Origin of the sequence: Amycolatopsis sp. cmx-4-83 (assembly GCF_046548815.1) — a bacterium.
Taxonomy (GTDB): Bacteria; Actinomycetota; Actinomycetes; order Mycobacteriales; family Pseudonocardiaceae; genus Amycolatopsis; species Amycolatopsis pretoriensis_A.
The window spans coordinates 18,679-34,724 of the sequence record NZ_JAEBEF010000008.1 but is presented as its reverse complement, the minus strand read 5'-3'; the positions used below and the strand labels follow the sequence as shown (position 1 = coordinate 34,724).

The window sequence follows — 16,046 nt, the reverse complement described above, 5'->3', positions numbered from 1 at the left end:
CGCGGCGTCCGGGCCGAGCGGATCCCCGTTCAGCTCGTAGCGGGCGGCACTACGCGACGGTGACGCCCGTGAACTTGACCTGCTTGGTCGGCGCACCGGTGCCGTCCTGCGGGTTCGGGTTCGCGATGCCCGCCTTGGCGACCGCGTCGAGCACCTTCAGGCCCTCGTCGCTGATGCTGCCGAACACCGAGTAGTCCGCCGGGAGGCCCTCGGCGTTGCCGTAGACCATGAAGAACTGGCTGCCACCGGAGTTCGGGGCGGACGTCTTCGCCATGGCGAGGATGCCGCGGCCGTACTTGATCTCCGGGAACGCCTCGTCCGGCATCGTGTAGCCCGGGCCGCCCTGACCGTCGGTCGTCGGGTCGCCGGTGGCCGAGGGGTCACCGCACTGCAGCATCTGCAGGCCCTCGGTGCCGAGCCGGTGGCACATGGTGTCGTTGTAGAAGTTCTGCTTCGCGAGGCTGATGAAGCTCTGCACGGCGCAGGGCGCGAGCGCCCGGTCGAGCGTCAGCGGGATGTCGCCCGCGGTGCTCTTGAGCGTCACGTTGACCGTGCCGGTCGACGGGACGTTCTTGCCGTCGGGCGTGTTCACCTTCTTCGGCGCCTTGCTGCCCGTCGTGTCGGCCTTGAAGTCGCACGTCGTCGGGTTCGGCAGCGCCGTGGCCCGCTTCGGCAGCGCGGTGCGCTGCGTCGGGATCTGGACTTCGGTCGGCGGCGGGGTGGCCGAGGACGACGACGCGGCCGTGTCGGTGCTGTCACCGCCGTTCGCGCTCACGATCCACACCACCACGCCCGCGACGACGAGGACCGCCACGCCGACTACACCGGCGCCGATCCTCCTGCGTCGCTTCTGCTGCTCCAATCGGCGCTCGAGCTGCCTCTCGAGCTTGCGCTTCGCAGCTTCGCGGCGCTGCTGGTTGGTCGCCACCCCGTACCCTCCAGGTTTCCGCTCGTGTCACACGTCTGAGGTAGCGGCAGTGTATGGGCACAGCCTGTGAGGACCATGTACAGGGCCCGCTAGTCTCAACCCGATCGTGATCGGCGCCATCCGGCGCGGATGTCCGGGAGGCGTTCGGTGCTCGTCGTCGGGTTCGGCAGCGGCCCGCTGCAGGCCAACTGCTACCTGCTGGCGGAGGCCGCCGGCGGGCCGTGCGTGGTCGTGGATCCGGGGCAGGAGGTGGCCGCGCCGCTGGCCGCCGCGCTCGCCGAGCACCGGCTGGTCCCGGCGGCCCTCGTGGCCACCCACGGGCACCCCGACCACGTCGCTTCGGCCGCTTCGCTGTCGGCCGAGCACGGCGTCCCGCTGCACCTGCACCCGGCCGACGCGGACCTCCACGACGGTGCCAGCGTCCCGCTCGAAGCCGGGACCTTCGCCGGGCTGGAGATCGACGTCCGGCCCGCGCCCGGGCACACCCCGGGTTCGGTGGTGCTCGTCCTGGAGACGGCGGAAGGCGGGCGGCTCGCCCTGACCGGCGACACGCTGTTCGCCGGGTCGGTGGGCCGCGGCGACGTGGCGGAGGCGGTGCGGGAGCTGGTGGCGAACCTGCCGGACGACACGGTGGTGCTGCCGGGCCACGGCCCGGCGACGACGATCGGCCGGGAACGCGCGGGCAACCCGTTCCTCGCCGGGACGGGGGCGTGAGCATGGCCGAGGAGACGACCGAGCGGATCGCGCTGTTCGAGGAGGACCCGCGCGGACGCCGTCGCCGCGGGATCTCGGGCCTGATCGGCGTGGTCATCGTGGCCGCGGCGTTCGGCGGCGTCGCCGGGCTGATCGGCGGCACGGTGCCGGGCTTGATCGTCGCGCTGGTGATCGCCCTGCCGCTGCTGTACGTGATGGCGGTGAGCATCCGGCGCCGCGTCTGGCTGGAGGGCTCGACGCTGCTCGTGCGCACCTGGGGCCTGCGCCGGGTCGACCTGGTCGCCGCGACCCGGCTCGACCTCGTCGTCGGCGACGTCCGGGGCAGCCGCACGGTCAGCCTGCTGGTCAACGCGGGGCAGCGCGGCAAGGTCGCGAAGGTGGACCTCGCGGTGTTCTCCGGGACCGGCGGGCGCGAGCTGGGCATCCTGCAGCTGCGGAAGCTGGCGAACGCGCTGATGAACAACACCGAGGCGAACGGCCTCGTCTTCGGCGAGCTGCTGGTCGCCGAGCTGAAGGCGGAGGCGCGCGGCTCCGGCGTGGCCGAGCGCCCGCTCTACCGGCTGGCGTCGGTGGCGCCGTCGGGCAAGTACGTCCAGCGCTTCACGATGGAAGCCGTCAGCCGGTTCGTGGCGACGCTCGACTGACGTCGTCCTCGCGGGCGGCCGCGCCGGTGTCACGGGTGGGACGGAACGGCCTTCGTGGTGCTGCTGAGGTGGGCCGCCGGCTCGCGGGAGGCGATCAGCGCGGCCAGGACCGTCGTCACCGGGACGGCCGCGACGATGCCGACGCTGCCGGCGAGCGTCCGGATGATCTCCTGCGCGATGTCCTCGCTGCCGAGCAGCGCGCCCAGCCCGACCCCGGAGATCGACGAGTACAGCAGGACCGGCAGCGCGGCCCCGGCGTAGGCCATCACGAGCGTGTTGACCGCGGACCCGACGTGGTCGCGGCCGATCCGCAGCCCGGAGCGGTAAAGCTCCTGCCAGGTCAGGTCCGGGTTGGCCCGGCGCAGCTCCCAGACGGCGCTCGTCTGGGTGACGGTGACGTCGTCGAGCACGCCGAGCGCCCCGATCACGACGCCGGCGAGCAGCAGCCCGCGCGCGTCGATGCCGTGGCCGAGCGAACCGATGAGCGTCGAGGTGCTGTCGTCCAGGCCGGTCAGCGAGGCGGCGGCGGAGAAGATCGCGGCGAGGACGCCGATGAGCGCGAGGCTGACGAGCGTCCCGAGCACCGCGGCGGACGTTCTCGCGGACAGCCCGTGGGTCAGGTAGAGCGCGATGAACATGATCGCACCCGCTCCCGCGATCGCCACGACCAGCGGGTTTTCGCCGGCGAGGATGGCCGGGAGGATGAACAGCGCGATGACGACGAAGGACAGCCCGAGCGCGACGAGCGCGGCGACCCCCTGCCAGCGCCCGAGCACGAGCACGGCGACGGCGAACAGCGCGGCGAGTACGAACAGCGGCGTCCCGCGCTGGAAGTCGACCAGCTGGAAACTGGCCGGGTCATCGGCGTTCCCGCCGTTGTAGGCGAGCACGACGGCGTCGGCGGCGGCGAACCGCGGGGTGCTGGGCTCGATCGGGACGGTCAGCTTGAGCTGCTTCCCGTTCGCCGGCCCGTCGGTCATGGTGAGGTCGACGGTCAGGCAGGGTTTCGCGTTCGGGTCGGTCTGGTCGCCGACCTGCACCTGGCCTTGCGCCAGGCAGGGGCCGCTGGCGGTGGCGGTGATGTTCGCGTGGACGGGCGTGCCTTGGGGGACGACGCTCGTGGGGGACGCCTTGCCCCAGGGGTAGAGGACGACCATGCCGACGACGGTGGCGAGGGCCAGCGGGGCGAGCAGCCAGATCAGGAGCAGCTTGACCCGGCGCGACGCGGGGGCGGCGGGGCCGTGCCCATGGCCGTGGCCATGCCCGTGGCCGGTTTCGGGTTCGGCCGGTGTGCGCGGCTGGGAACTCGCGGCGGCGCGCTGGGGGCCGGTGTCGCCACGCCGAGTGGTGCGTTGAGGGCCGGTGTCTCCGCGGCGGGGCCGGGCGGTGTCGGTTTGGCCGACGGCTGGGGCTTGCTGGGCGCCGCGGCGGGGTGGCGCGCTGTCGGCTTGATCGGCGGCGCGCTGCGGGCCGGTGTCTCCGCGGCGGGACCGGGCAGTGCCGGTTTGGTCGCCCGTGGGGGCTTGCTGGGCGCCGCGGGGGACTCGTGGGGTCTCGCCTTGGTCTTCGGCGGGGGCTCGCTGGGCGCTGCGGCGGGCTGGTGCGTGGTCGGCGGCGGCCGCGGTGCGGTGCGGTCCCGTGTCCCCGCGACGGGTCCGGGCGGTCTCGCCCAGGTCGACGGCCGGGAGCCGCTGGGCGCCCGTGTCGGCTCGGCGGCTGGTGCGCGGAGCCGCCACGTCGGCCGGGATGCGGTGCGAGCCGGTCTCGGGCGGCACCCGCTGCGCTCCGGTGTCCGTGCGGCGGCGGCCGGCCTCCGGTGGCGTGCGGCGGGCCGGTTTCCCGGGCGTTCCCGGCGTTCCGGACGTCCCGGGCCCCGGCGAAGGGGACACCTCGTCCGTGACCCGGCGAATCGGTCCGGTGGCGTCGTCGGCGAGGTCGGGGCGGTCCACCCGCACATCCTGACAGCGGGATCCCGGCGCCCGCGCCAGGGGCCGCCGGGCGACCGGTTCGTCCGGATGCCTCAGCCGTACGCCTGGCGGACGTGCACCCGCCGGTACGCCGACGGCGGCGTGTCGAAGTGGTCGAGGAACGCCTGCCGGAGGGTTTCCGTCGAGCCGAAGCCGCAGCGGCGGGCGATCGTGGCCAGCGGGAGGTCGGTGCCGGAGAGCAGGCGGGCCGCCTGCTCGGTGCGGATCGTCCGGACGTACCGGCCGGGCGTGGTGCCCAGGTGCGCGTCGAACAGCCGGGTGAGCTGGCGCGTGCTGATGCCCGCGCGGGCGGCGAGCGCCGGCGTGCCCAGGTCTTCCTCGAGGTGCTCGGCGATGTACGCGGTCAGGTCGCGGACCTCGCGGTGCTCCGGTGGCGGACCGGACAGGAACAGGCTCACCTGGGCCTGGTTCCCGGGCCGCTGCAGGTAGGTGACCAGCGCGCGGGCCGCCTCGCGGGCCAGTGACGGGCCGTGGTCGGCCTCCACCAGCGACAGCGTCAGGTCGAGCCCGCTCGTCACGCCCGCCGCCGTGTAGACGTTGCCGTGGCGGACGTAGAGCGGCACCGGGTCCACCGTCACCGCCGGGTAGTCCCGCGCGAGCTTCGCCGCGTAGCGCCAGTGCGTGGTCGCGCGGCGGCCGTTGAGCAGGCCGGCCGCGGCGAGCACCTCGGCGCCCGTGCAGACCGACGCGACCCGGCGGCTGGTGCGGGCCAGCCGCCGGACGTGGGCGAGGACGCGCTCGTCGGCCGCCGCGGCGGGGCTGCCCCAGCCACCCGCGACGACCAGCGTGTCGAGGTCGCCGGCGACCTGGTCGAGCCGCAGGTGCGGCTGCAGCACCAGCCCGGCGCAGGTGCGGATGCCGTGGCCGTCGACCGAAGCGAGCTGGAGCTCGTACGGCGGCCGCGCGCCGAGCCGGTTCGCGGCGTCGAACACATCGGCGGGACAGGCGATGTCCAGCAGCTCGGCGTCGGCGTACCCGACGATCACGACCCGTCTGGGTGACCCTGACATGATCGGCACGCTAGCAGCCGGACCGGGCGCTCGGACGCGGTTCGCAGGAATCCGGACACCGGCGCGCCGCCCGGCGTCCCGGCCCGCCATGGTCGGGGACATGACCGATGAGCAGAAGACCCTCGCCTTCGTCGTGTACCCCGGCCTCACGCCGCTCGACCTGGTCGGCCCGCTGCAGGTGCTCAGCGCGCTCGCGCGGATGGACGCCGGCTACCGGACCGTCGTCGTCGGCGCGAGCACCGGCACCGTCGGCACGGACACGCCGTTGCGCGTCGCCCCGAGCCACACCTTCGACGAAGTCCCGGCGCCGTACGCGGTGCTCGTGCCCGGTGGCACCGTGCCGACGCTGCGCGCGATGGCCGACGAGCGCCTCCTCGCGTGGCTGCGCGCCGCGGCCGCCGGCGCCGAGCTGGTGACGTCGGTCTGCACCGGCTCGCTCATCCTCGGCGCGGCGGGCCTGCTGGAGGGGAAGAAGGCGACCACGCACTGGATGTTCCGCGACGTCCTCGCCGGGCTCGGCGCCACGCCGGTCGCGCAGCGGTGGGTCGAGGACGGCTCCGTGATCACCGCCGCCGGGGTGTCGGCGGGCATCGACCTCGCGCTGCACCTGGTGGAACGGCTGGCCGGGCGGCAGCTGGCGACCAACGTCCAGTTCGGCATCGAGTACGACCCGGAGCCGCCGCAGGGCGCGCTGGACTGGGCGAACCCGCCCTTCGGCGACCTCAAGCCGCTGCGCGAGCACACCCTGCGGGAGGGGCTCGCCGACCACCCTGAACTGCTGGAGAAACTGCTCGCGCACACCTGACCGACGTCGTCGGCCATCCGGGTGATCGGGGGACGCGCCGCGCGCCCGGCGGCTAGATTCAGCTCGCTCGATCAGGTGATCTCGCGGGTGGGGTGTTGTAGCCGTGCGGTTCCAGGTGCTCGGCCCGATGACGGCCTCCGTCCCGCTGCCCTCGGCGGCCCAGCCGCGGCGGCTGCTCGCCGTGCTGCTCGCGCGCGCCGGACAGTTCGTCGGCCGCGACACGCTGGTCGACGAGCTGTGGCCGGACGGCGCGCCGTCGAGCGCCGCGGCGATCGTGCAGGTCACCGTGTCGAAGCTGCGCAAGACGCTCTCACCCGGCCTCGGCGCCGCCGAGGCCGGGCAGCGGCTGCGGTCCGGGCCGCGCGGGTACGCGCTGAGCGTCGAGCCGGGGGAGCTGGACGCGGACGAGTTCCTGACGTGGCTGTCGGCGGGTGCCGACGACCGCGCCCAGCGCCGCCGCGGCCTCGAGCGGGCCCTGGCCTGCTGGCGCGGCGACGCGTTCGCCGACGTCGCCGGCGGACCGCTGCTGGAGGCGCACAAGCTGTGGCTGGAGGACCGGCGCTCGGCGGCGTTGCTGCAGCTGGTCGAGCTGGAACTCGCCGACGGCGACGGCCGGTCGGTGGTCGAGCGGCTCGGCCCGGTGGTCGCGGCCCGGCCCGCCGACGAGCGCTTCGCCGCCCGGCTCGCGTCCGCGCTCGGCACGGTCGGGCGCCGCGAATCGGCTCTGGAGGTGCTCCGCCGGACGCGCCGGGCGCTCTGGGAAGAGGCCGGCGTGTGGCCGGGCGCGGACCTCGTCGCGGTGTACCGCCGGATCGCCGGCACCGAGTGGACGACGCCGGGCCCGCCCGCCCAGCTCCCGCCCGCGGTGCCCGACTTCACCGGCCGCGCGGCCGAACTCGCCGACGTCACGCGCGCGGTGCGGGGTCCGGCGCCGGTCGTGCTGCACGGCGCCGCCGGGGCCGGCAAGTCCGCGCTCGCGGTCCAGGCCGCGTGGCGGGTCCGCCGCCGGTTCCCCGACGGCCAGCTGACCGCATCGCTGCGCGGGTCCGACGGGGCCCCCGCCGAACCCGCGGCGGTGCTTTCCGGCTTCCTGCGCCTGCTCGGCGCGACCCCGTCGGAACTGGCCGACCGCACGGGATTACCGGGACTCTGGCGCGGCTACACCGCCGACCGGCGGCTGCTGGTGCTGCTGGAAGACGCCGCGTCCGAGGCCCAGGTGCGAGCCCTGCTGCCGAGCGGCCCGGGCTGCGCCACGCTGGTCACGACCCGCCGCGAGCTGCCCGGCCTCTGCGGCGCGCACGCGGTTCCGGTGCCTGATCTGTCCACTGAGGACGCTCACGCGCTGCTGGCCGCGATCGCGGGGGAGTCCCGGCTGCGCGTGGAACCCGAAGCGGCGCAACGACTTCTCGCCCGGTGTGGCCGCCTTGCCCTGGCTGTCCGGATCGCCGGGGTGCGCCTGGCGGCCCGGCCGAACCTGCCGATCGCCGAACTCGCGGCCCGCCTCGCCGACGACCGGCGACGCCTCGACGAGCTGACCGCGGGCGACCTGAGCGTCCGGGCTGCGGTGACATCGGCGCTGCGCGAGCGGCCCGCCGGTGACGTCGCTTTGCTGAGGCTGCTGACCGCGTTCGAGGGCGCCGTCCCGTATTGGTCCGCGGCGGCCCTGCTCGACCGCCCGACACCGGAAGCCCGCGACCGCCTCGACGAGCTGACCGCGGCGCACCTGCTGGACGCGGCCGGGACGATCCCGCCGTTCGTGCGGCTGGTGCTGGCAGAGGGCCCGCCGGGTGAGGTCGACCCGGCCGCCCTGCGCCGCGCGTGCGAGGCCGCGCTGGCGCTGGCGGAGCACGCGCTGGGCCGTCCGGCGCGCCGGCCATCGGCGGCGGGGGCGAAGCCGGATCCCGCGGTCCTGCGCCGGGTCGCCGCCGATCCCGCGGCCTGGGCGGCCGCCGAAACCAGTCACCTCGCGGCCGCCGTCCGGCTCGCCGGCGCCCACGGCTGGCACGACCTGACCGAGCGGCTCGCCGACGCCTGCACCGCCCTCGCCGGCACCCCGTGGCTCGGCCGAGCCGCCCGGGCCGTCACCGTGCTCGGGCTCGCCGCCGCCCGGCGGCGGCGGGATCCGCGGGCCGAAGCCGAGAAGCTCTACAACCTCGGGGCCGTGCACTGGCAGCACGGCCACGCCCGCCAGGCGCGGAACTACTTCGCCATGGCCGAGCACCGCTACCGGGACCTGGAGGACCCTCGCGGCACCGGCACCGCGCTGGCCGCGCTCGCCGACGTCCACCTCGACGGGGGTGATCCGCAGACCGCCGAAGCGGAGTTGCGGGAAGCCCTCGCCCTGCTCCGGGACTGCGGGGACCGGCGCGGGCAGGCGGCCGCCGCGGCGCAGCTCGGGTCGCTCGCCGAAGACGTCGGGGACGTGCGGGGCGCGGTCGAGAGCTTCGAAGTGAGCATGCTGCTGGCCCGCCAGTGCGACGACGGCCGCTGGCACGACCAGGCCGCGAAGCGCTACGCCGACGTCCTGCGCCGCCACGGTGGGCACGACCAGGCGGCCGACCTGCTCACCGGGGCGCTCGGCGGCGCCGTCCGGACGCGGGAGCGGCACTGGGAGGCGCACGTCCTGCGCAGCCTCGGCGACCTGCACACCGACGCCGGGGAGTTCGCCGACGGGCAGCGGTGCCTCACGCGGTCGCTGGCGCTGTTCGACCAGATCGGGCACCGGCACGCCGCCGCCTACACCCACCGCAGCCTGGGCGAGGCCCGCCGCCGGGCGGGGGATCCGGTGGGGGCGCGGCGGCACCTGCTGGCCGCCATGGCCGTCTTCCGGGAGCTGCGTGACCGCCGCGGCGCCGGGTACGCCCTGCTCAGCCTGGGCCGGACGCACGCGGCCGAAGACGCCGCGGCCGAGGCGGCGCGGTGCCTGCGCGGGTCGGCCGGGCTGTTCCGCGAGCTGGGGTTCCCGCTCTGGGAGCTGCGTGCGCTGGGGGAGCTGACCAGCGTGAGCGGTGAATCCCCGGCCCGCGACCGCAGCCGTGAACTCTTGACGAAGATCAGGACCTGACGCCCGCACCGGCCCTGCCCGCGGGCGGGTGTTTGGCGAAGTTATGGGCCTCCCGATTTGGCTGCCGCCGACGGATCGTCGGATCGAGGAGGCAACGGCATGCCGGGACAACGGATTCTGGCGCGGGCGGCACTGGGGCTGGTCGCTTCGGCGGCGACGGTCGTGTTCGCGACCATCGGCACCGCGTCCGCGAGCGTCGAGGTGACCAAGCTCAGCCAGTCGGCGGCCGCGTCGCAGCTGTCCGCGGCCGGGGTGACGCACTCGTCCAGCGGGGGCTGCACGACGCGGTCGAACTCGACCTGCACGTCGTACGAGCAGATCAACCAGAGCACGGTCAGCGGCGTGATCACGCTGAAGCGGGCGAGCGGCTGCGCGATCAACATCACCGGCGGCACCGAGGTCGGCCACGCGTCGGGCACCTACAGCCACTACAACGGCTACAAGGTCGACATCGCGCACAACAGCTGCATCGACGCCTACATCAAGAACAGCTTCGGCTACATCGGGCTGCGCGGCGACGGCTACCCGCAGTGGAAGGCCGGCTCCGGCAACCTCTACTGCGACGAAGGAAACCACTGGGACATCACGTACTACACCTGCGGCTGCTGACGTCCGGGGGCCTGTCCGTTCCGAGGGCGGCGGGCAGGCCCCGGTTACCGGCTGCGACGGCCGGGTACCCGAGCGGGTGGAGGTGAGGAGATGACTTCGCACAGCACCCCGGCTCCCCGCCCGCGCACGGCGCTGATCGGCGCGGCGGCGGGCTTCGTCCTGCTGGCCGGGCTCTACCTGGTGCTGGCCCCGTGGATCGCCGGCTTCGGCGGCGCGGGCGTGCTCGCGCTGAGCGACACCCTGGTCGGCCTGGTCCTGATCGCGCTGGCGATCGCCCGCACGGCCACCCGGCGGCTCGCCCTGATCGGCTGGGTCGTCCCGGTCCTCGGCGCGTGGGCCGCCGTCTCGCCGTGGCTGCTCCGCCACGGCGGCGAAACCCCGCCGTCGACCGGCGCCCTGGTGGGCAACGTCGTGGCCGGCGCCGTGGTCGTCGTCGCGGGACTGGCACCGGCCCGCCGCGTCAGTTCTTGATCAGCAGCCAGTCGCCCGAGCCGTCACCGGGGCGGTAGGGGCTGTCGGCCCGTTTCGCGACGACGCCGGGGAGGCCGTGCTGCCGGCTCGCGCCGGTCACGGCCTCGCCGCCGCCGGCGAAGTAGCGGGGCACCTGCCAGTGCCGGTCTTCGACGGCGAACCCGTCGAGGAGTTCCCGGCGTTTCGTGTAGGGCAGGTCCAGGGTCGGCTTGCCGTCGAGGTGCAGGACGTCGGCCGCGAAGTAGAAGACGGGGCAGTGGGCCTTGAGCCGCTTGGCGGCGGCGCCGTCGGCCTTGCGCCGTTCTTCGAGCCCGTCCGGGTGCGGCTTGCCGTCCTTGACCACGACGACTTCGCCGTCCAGCAGCACTTCCGTCGACCCGAACTCCTCGCCGAGCTTGTGCAGCTCGGGATACCGCCCGGTGACGTCGGCGCCGGTTTCGTCGTGCGCGGTGACGCGGCCGCCGCTCACCAGCAGCATCGTCCGCAGGCCGCCCCAGGCGAATTCGTACGCCCACTCGTCGTCGTCCGCGGGCAGGTCGCCGGGGACCGCCGTCATCGGCTCGAGGAACTCGGGCGCGTCTTCGTGGCCGGGCTCGGCGGGGTCGAGGCGCCGCAGCGTCCAGTCGCGGTCGTCCTCGTCGTGCCGGTTGAGGAACAGGTACTTGCCGCGCGCGCGTGCGCCGTGGAAGACGACCTCGACCTTGTGGTCGTTCCAGTGCAGGGTTTCGTACTTCCCGGTGTCCCACACGGTCATCCGGCCGCCGCCGTACTCGCCGGCGGGGATCTCGCCCGCGAAGGTGAGGTACTCCATGGGGTGGTCTTCGGTGTGCACGGCGAGCCGCGAGACGCCGGGGGAGAGCGGCAGGCCCTTCGGAACGGCCCAGGAGACGAGCACGCCGTCGCGCTCCAGCCGGAAGTCCCAGTGCAGCCGGGTGGCGTGGTGCTCCTGGATGACGAAGAGGTCGTCGCCCCCGGGCTCCGGCGGCCCGTCCGGCCAGGGTTCGGGGGTGCGGTCCTTGCCGCGTTTGCCGCGGTATTCCTCGAGTCTGTCGGCCATGGCCGCCCCGGTACCCCTTCCGCTGCAAGAGCTTCCAGGGTACCGGGCGCGGTGAGCGGCGTCCGGCCGCCCTGGGATGGCCGACTCGTTCACGACGCCGGACCACGATTCCCGGGAGCGGACGTCATGAACGACCCTTTCACCGCGTCTGGCGAGGTGAAAGGGTCGTTCATGACAGTGCAGGCCGCCCGGCCGGGCCGCGCTTCCAGCGCGGGTGACCGCGGAAAGCCGCGGAGGCCCCGCGCCGAGGGCGAAGGGCTTCCGAAAACCCGGTCTCAGTCCGTCTCGGCCATCGCCTCGGCGAACTGGGCCGCGTACAGCCGCGCGTACGCGCCGCCGCTGTGCAGCAGCGTCTCGTGGTCGCCCTGCTCCACGATCCGGCCGTGCTCCATCACCAGGATCACGTCGGCGTCGCGGATCGTCGACAACCGGTGCGCGATCACGAAGCTCGTCCGGCCGCTCCGCAACGAGTTCATCGCCCGCTGGATCAGCACCTCGGTGCGGGTGTCGACCGAGCTGGTCGCCTCGTCGAGGATCAGGATCACCGGCTTGGCCAGGAACGCCCGTGCGACCGTGATCAGCTGCTTCTCGCCCGCGCTGACCGTGCCGCCTTCGTCGTCGAGCACCGTCTCGTACCCGTCCGGCAGCGTGCGGACGAAGCGGTCCACGTGCGTCGCCTTCGCGGCTTCGACGATCTCCTCGTGGCTCGGGTCGTCCGCGCCGTAGGCGATGTTCTCCGCGATCGTGCCGCCGAACAGCCACGCGTCCTGCAGCACCATGCCGGTCTGGTCGCGCAGTTCCTCGCGGTTCATCTTCGCGATGTCGACGCCGTCGAGCGTGATCCGCCCGCCGTCCAGCTCGTAGAAGCGCATGAGCAGGTTGACCAGCGTCGTCTTGCCCGCGCCGGTCGGGCCGACGATCGCGACCGTCTGGCCGGGTTCGACCGTCAGCGACAGGTCGTCGATCAGCGGCTTCTCCGGCAGGTAGCGGAACGAGACGTCCTGGAACTCGACGCGCCCGCGGATCTCGGCGGGCCGCTCCGGCGAAGCGGGCTCCGGGGCCTGCTCCTCGGCGTCGAGCAGCGCGAACACCCGCTCGGCCGAGGCGACGCCGGACTGCAGCAGGTTCGCCATGCTCGCGATCTGCGTCACCGGCTGGCTGAACTGGCGCGAGTACTGGATGAACGCCTGCACCTCGCCGAGCGTCAGGCTGCCCGACGCGACGCGCAGCGCGCCGATCACCGCCACCAGCACGTAGCTCAGGTTGCCGATGAACATCATCGCCGGCTGGATCATGCCGGAGATGAACTGCGCCCGGAAGCTCGCCTCGTACAGCGTTTCGTTCTGCTTGTCGAAGACCGCGGCGGCCTCGTCGCGGCGGCCGAACACCTTGACCAGCGAGTGCCCGGTGTACATCTCCTCGACGTGCGCGTTGAGCTTCCCGGTCGTCGACCACTGCTTGATGAAGTTCGGCTGCGCCCGCTTCCCGATCTTCGCCGCCACGACCGCCGACAGCGGCACCGTGAGCAGCGCGATCAGCGCCAGCAGCGGCGAGATCAGGAACATCATGATCAGCACGCCGACCACCGTCAGCAGCGACGAGACGATCTGCGACAGCGTCTGCTGCAGCGACATCGCCAGGTTGTCGATGTCGTTGGTGACGCGGGAAAGCACCTCGCCGCGCGGCTGGCGGTCGAAGTACTTCAGCGGCAGCCGCGAGAACTTGGCCTCGACCTCTTCGCGCAGCCGGTACACCGCCTGCTGCACCAGGGTCGTGGTCAGCCGGGCCTGGATCAGCCCGAAGAACGACGAGATCACGAACAGCGCCAGCACGGTGAGCAGGATCTGCCCGACCTTGTCGAAGTCGATGCCGACGCCGGGCACCAGGTCGACGCGGCTGTAGATGTCGGCGAGCGTGCCGTCGCCGCGGGCGCGCAGCCCGGCGACGACCTGCTCCTTGGTGACGCCCGGCGGCACCTGCTTGCCGAGCACGCCGGCCAGGATCGCGTCGGTGGCCTGGCCGAGGATCTTCGGCCCGATCACGGTGAGCGTGACGCTGGCCGCGCCGAGCACGAGCACGCCGATGAGCGCGGCCCGCTGTGGGCGCAGCAGCCGCAGCAGCCGCTTCAGCGAACCCTTGAAGTCGAGCGCCTTCTCCGGCGGCGCGCCGCCGGCCATCCAGCGGCCGGGCCCGACCGTCGCGGCACCGGTGTTCTTGTGCCGCTCGGCGGTCGGCCGTTCCCCGGCCTCGGTCACGGCGGCTTTGGGCGATTCCGTGGTGCTCACGCCGCCTCCTGTTCGGTGAGCTGGGACAGCACGATCTCCCGGTAGGTTTCGTTGCCGTCCATGAGTTCGTGGTGGGTGCCGGTGCCGACGACGCGGCCTTCGTCGAGGACGATGATCCGGTCGGCGTTGCGGATCGTGCTGACCCGCTGCGCCACGATGACGACGGTCGCCTCGGCCGTTTCCGACACCAGCGCGCGGCGCAGGGCCGCGTCGGTCGCGTAGTCGAGCGCGGAGAACGAGTCGTCGAACAGGTAGATCTCCGGCTTGTGCACCAGCATCCGCGCGATCGCGAGCCGCTGGCGCTGACCGCCCGAGACGTTCGTGCCGCCCTGGGCGATCGGCGCTTCGAGCCCCTCCGCCATCGCTTCGACGAAGTCCTTGCCCTGCGCCACTTCCAGCGCGTGCCACAGCTCTTCGTCGGTCGCGTCCGGGTTGCCGTAGCGCAGGTTGCTCGCCACCGTGCCGGCGAACAGGTACGGCTTCTGCGGCACCAGCCCGACCGCGCGGGCGAGCACCGCCGGGTCGAGGTCGCGGACGTCGACGCCGTCCACCTTCACCGTGCCGCGGGTGGCGTCCATCAGGCGCGGGATCAGGTTGAGCAGCGTGGTCTTGCCGGTACCCGTCGAGCCGATCACCGCGGTGGTCTCACCCGGCCGCCCGATCAGCGAGATGTCGCACAGCACCGGCTTTTCCGCGCCGGGGTAGCGGAATTCGACGTTCGCGAGCTCGAGGTGCCCGTGCACCGCGCCGGGCCGGATCGGCGACACCGGCGGGCGGACGCTCGACTCGGTGTCGAGCACCTCGCTGATCCGCTCGGCGCTGACCTCGGCGCGCGGCACCATCATGAACATGAACGTGGCCATCATGACGGCCATCAGGATCTGCAGCAGGTAGGACAGGAACGCGGTCATCGCGCCGATCTGCATGCTGCCGGAGTCGATCCGCTGCCCGCCGAACCACAGCACGGCGACGCTGGAGGCGTTCATCACCAGCATGACGATCGGGAACATCAGCGCCATCAGCTTGCCGACCCGCAGCGACACGGTGAGCAGCTGATCGTTGGCGACGTCGAAGCGCTCCCGCTCGTGGGAGTCCCGGACGAACGCGCGGATCACGCGGATGCCCATGATCTGCTCGCGCAGGATCTGGTTGATCCGGTCGATGCGCTCCTGCATCAGCCGGAACGCCGGGCGCATCTTGGCGATGATCGTGCCGACCGCGACGGCCAGCACCGGCACGATGACCAGCAGCAGCGACGAGAGCGGGACGTCGAGGTTCAGCGCGAGGATGATCCCGCCGACGCACATGATCGGCGCCGACACCATGAGGGTGAGCGTCATCAGCACCAGCATCTGGATCTGCTGGACGTCGTTGGTGGTGCGGGTGATCAGCGACGGCGTGCCGAACTGGCCGACTTCGCGGGCCGAGAAGTCCTGCACCCGGTGGAAGACGCCGGATCGGATGTCGCGGCCGACCGCCATCGCGGTGCGGGCGCCGAAGTACACCGCCCCGATCGAGCCGGCGATCTGCGCGAGCGTGATGACGAGCATCATCGCGCCGACGCGCAGGATGTAGTCCATGTCGCCCTTGATGAGGCCGTTGTCGACGATGTCGGCGTTCAGCGTCGGCAGGTAGAGCATGGCGATCGTCTGCACGAGCTGCAGCAGGACGATCACCCACAAGGTGCTCCGGTACGGGCGCAGGTGACTGCGCAGGAGCTTGACTAGCACAACGATTCCCCCAGTGCGGTGGTGGTCGGTTCGGGTTGCGGAGCAGCGGTGCCGGCGGTCAGGGTGGGCATCCCCGCGGAAAGCTCGTCGAGCAGCCGTTCCAGGATCGGCAGGAACGGTTCGCCTTCGGTGGTGAACCAGTTGGTGAAGGCGACGCGGACAGCGCTTTCCACCGAGGCCGCCATCAGCCGGCACAACAGGTGGTCCACACCGCCCACCCGTTTCGCGATCGTTTCGGCCAGGACGCGCTCGACGGCCGCGTGGGCGTTGAGGAACTCGCCACGCAGCATGAGCCGTCCCATCAGCTCACGGATACGCGCAACATACGCGCGATCGGGCTCGCCCTCACGCGAATATTGCTCGAGCACCGCGTACTTGACCGAATCCCAGAGCGGCTCGCCGTCCGGCCGCGCGAGCAGGGCCTCGCGCATCCCCTCGTGCCGGTCGACGACCACCGAGCAGACCGCCTGCTCCTTGCTGGAGAAGTAGTTGTTGAATGTGCGGGGTGACACGCCGACCTCGGTGGCGATGTCCTCGACCTTCACGTTCTCCAAGCCGCGGTCCAGCGTCAGCCGCAGCGCGGCTTGGGCAAGCGCCTTGCGTGCTTCGCGCTTCTTGCGCTCGCGCAGGGTCAGCTGGGGTGGTGGGTCCGACGGCATGAACGGAGTGTAGCGAAAAAGTTGCGTGCCCCGCAAAAAAGTGCGTGGCCCGCAATTTTCGGACGAATCGGGCGTGACCTGG

General features: G+C 72.9%; 13 protein-coding genes. 6 read left to right on the top strand and 7 right to left on the bottom strand.

The window, feature by feature from the left end; all coding sequences use genetic code 11:
- Positions 1–49 precede the first annotated feature (49 nt).
- Positions 50–928 carry a peptidylprolyl isomerase gene (locus ACLJQM_RS24570; RefSeq protein WP_247023904.1) on the bottom strand — a complete coding sequence of 293 codons (879 nt, stop codon included), beginning with the start codon at positions 926–928 and terminating at the stop codon, positions 50–52.
- A gap of 147 nt (positions 929–1,075) precedes the next feature.
- On the opposite strand from ACLJQM_RS24570, the gene ACLJQM_RS24565 reads away from it, so the two are divergent.
- Positions 1,076–1,642 (top strand): MBL fold metallo-hydrolase, encoded by a 567-nt coding sequence (locus tag ACLJQM_RS24565; protein WP_410633252.1) that lies wholly within the window; start codon positions 1,076–1,078, stop codon positions 1,640–1,642.
- A 2-nt stretch (positions 1,643–1,644) separates the two neighbouring features.
- Positions 1,645–2,286 (top strand): hypothetical protein, encoded by a 642-nt coding sequence (locus tag ACLJQM_RS24560; protein ID WP_247025153.1) that lies wholly within the window; start codon positions 1,645–1,647, stop codon positions 2,284–2,286.
- A gap of 29 nt (positions 2,287–2,315) precedes the next feature.
- Here ACLJQM_RS24560 and ACLJQM_RS24555 read toward each other — a convergent pair whose 3' ends face one another.
- Both ACLJQM_RS24555 and ACLJQM_RS24550 read right to left on the bottom strand, forming a co-directional pair.
- On the bottom strand, positions 2,316–4,235 hold the full coding sequence (locus ACLJQM_RS24555; RefSeq protein WP_410632910.1) for a YibE/F family protein: 1,920 nt from the start codon (positions 4,233–4,235) through the stop codon (positions 2,316–2,318).
- Between the two features lie 71 nt (positions 4,236–4,306).
- On the bottom strand, positions 4,307–5,284 hold the full coding sequence (locus ACLJQM_RS24550) for a GlxA family transcriptional regulator (RefSeq protein ID WP_247023902.1): 978 nt from the start codon (positions 5,282–5,284) through the stop codon (positions 4,307–4,309).
- Between the two features lie 100 nt (positions 5,285–5,384).
- On the opposite strand from ACLJQM_RS24550, the gene ACLJQM_RS24545 reads away from it, so the two are divergent.
- The 4 genes from ACLJQM_RS24545 (at position 5,385) to ACLJQM_RS24530 (ending at position 10,233) form a co-directional block, all read left to right on the top strand.
- Positions 5,385–6,089: a DJ-1/PfpI family protein gene (locus ACLJQM_RS24545; RefSeq protein ID WP_360780275.1), complete on the top strand. Its 705-nt coding sequence runs from the start codon at positions 5,385–5,387 to the stop codon at positions 6,087–6,089.
- A gap of 103 nt (positions 6,090–6,192) precedes the next feature.
- The gene (locus ACLJQM_RS24540) at positions 6,193–9,153 is read left to right on the top strand and encodes a BTAD domain-containing putative transcriptional regulator (protein ID WP_410632909.1); all 2,961 of its coding nucleotides are present in this window, start codon (positions 6,193–6,195) and stop codon (positions 9,151–9,153) included.
- A 99-nt stretch (positions 9,154–9,252) separates the two neighbouring features.
- Entirely contained in the window at positions 9,253–9,762 is a 510-nt protein-coding gene (locus ACLJQM_RS24535; RefSeq protein WP_247023900.1) for a hypothetical protein, read from the top strand.
- Between the two features lie 90 nt (positions 9,763–9,852).
- On the top strand, positions 9,853–10,233 hold the full coding sequence (locus ACLJQM_RS24530; RefSeq protein ID WP_410632908.1) for an SPW repeat protein: 381 nt from the start codon (positions 9,853–9,855) through the stop codon (positions 10,231–10,233).
- Here ACLJQM_RS24530 and ACLJQM_RS24525 read toward each other — a convergent pair.
- The 4 genes from ACLJQM_RS24525 to ACLJQM_RS24510 all read right to left on the bottom strand — a co-directional run bounded on the left by ACLJQM_RS24525 (position 10,223) and on the right by ACLJQM_RS24510 (position 15,964).
- Positions 10,223–11,290 (bottom strand): DNA polymerase ligase N-terminal domain-containing protein, encoded by a 1,068-nt coding sequence (locus tag ACLJQM_RS24525; protein ID WP_360780286.1) that lies wholly within the window; start codon positions 11,288–11,290, stop codon positions 10,223–10,225. The genes ACLJQM_RS24530 and ACLJQM_RS24525 overlap by 11 nt on opposite strands.
- A gap of 275 nt (positions 11,291–11,565) precedes the next feature.
- A complete protein-coding gene (locus ACLJQM_RS24520; protein ID WP_360780289.1) occupies positions 11,566–13,575 on the bottom strand; it encodes an ABC transporter ATP-binding protein in 2,010 nt (669 codons plus the stop codon).
- On the bottom strand, positions 13,572–15,305 hold the full coding sequence (locus ACLJQM_RS24515; RefSeq protein WP_410632907.1) for an ABC transporter ATP-binding protein: 1,734 nt from the start codon (positions 15,303–15,305) through the stop codon (positions 13,572–13,574). Before ACLJQM_RS24515 ends, ACLJQM_RS24520 begins: the two co-directional genes overlap by 4 nt.
- Positions 15,299–15,964: a TetR/AcrR family transcriptional regulator gene (locus ACLJQM_RS24510; protein WP_247023896.1), complete on the bottom strand. Its 666-nt coding sequence runs from the start codon at positions 15,962–15,964 to the stop codon at positions 15,299–15,301. Before ACLJQM_RS24510 ends, ACLJQM_RS24515 begins: the two co-directional genes overlap by 7 nt.
- Positions 15,965–16,046: the final 82 nt, after the last annotated feature.

What these genes read in the sequence shown, in the direction of transcription:
- ACLJQM_RS24560 (WP_247025153.1), top strand. Translation starts at nt 1,645, where the DNA reads ATGGCCGAGGAGACGACCGAGCGGATCGCGCTGTTCGAGGAGGACCCG.
- ACLJQM_RS24550 (WP_247023902.1), bottom strand. Translation starts at nt 5,284, where the DNA reads ATGTCAGGGTCACCCAGACGGGTCGTGATCGTCGGGTACGCCGACGCC.
- ACLJQM_RS24545 (WP_360780275.1), top strand. Translation starts at nt 5,385, where the DNA reads ATGACCGATGAGCAGAAGACCCTCGCCTTCGTCGTGTACCCCGGCCTC.
- ACLJQM_RS24535 (WP_247023900.1), top strand. Translation starts at nt 9,253, where the DNA reads ATGCCGGGACAACGGATTCTGGCGCGGGCGGCACTGGGGCTGGTCGCT.
- ACLJQM_RS24530 (WP_410632908.1), top strand. Translation starts at nt 9,853, where the DNA reads ATGACTTCGCACAGCACCCCGGCTCCCCGCCCGCGCACGGCGCTGATC.
- ACLJQM_RS24525 (WP_360780286.1), bottom strand. Translation starts at nt 11,290, where the DNA reads ATGGCCGACAGACTCGAGGAATACCGCGGCAAACGCGGCAAGGACCGC.
- ACLJQM_RS24510 (WP_247023896.1), bottom strand. Translation starts at nt 15,964, where the DNA reads ATGCCGTCGGACCCACCACCCCAGCTGACCCTGCGCGAGCGCAAGAAG.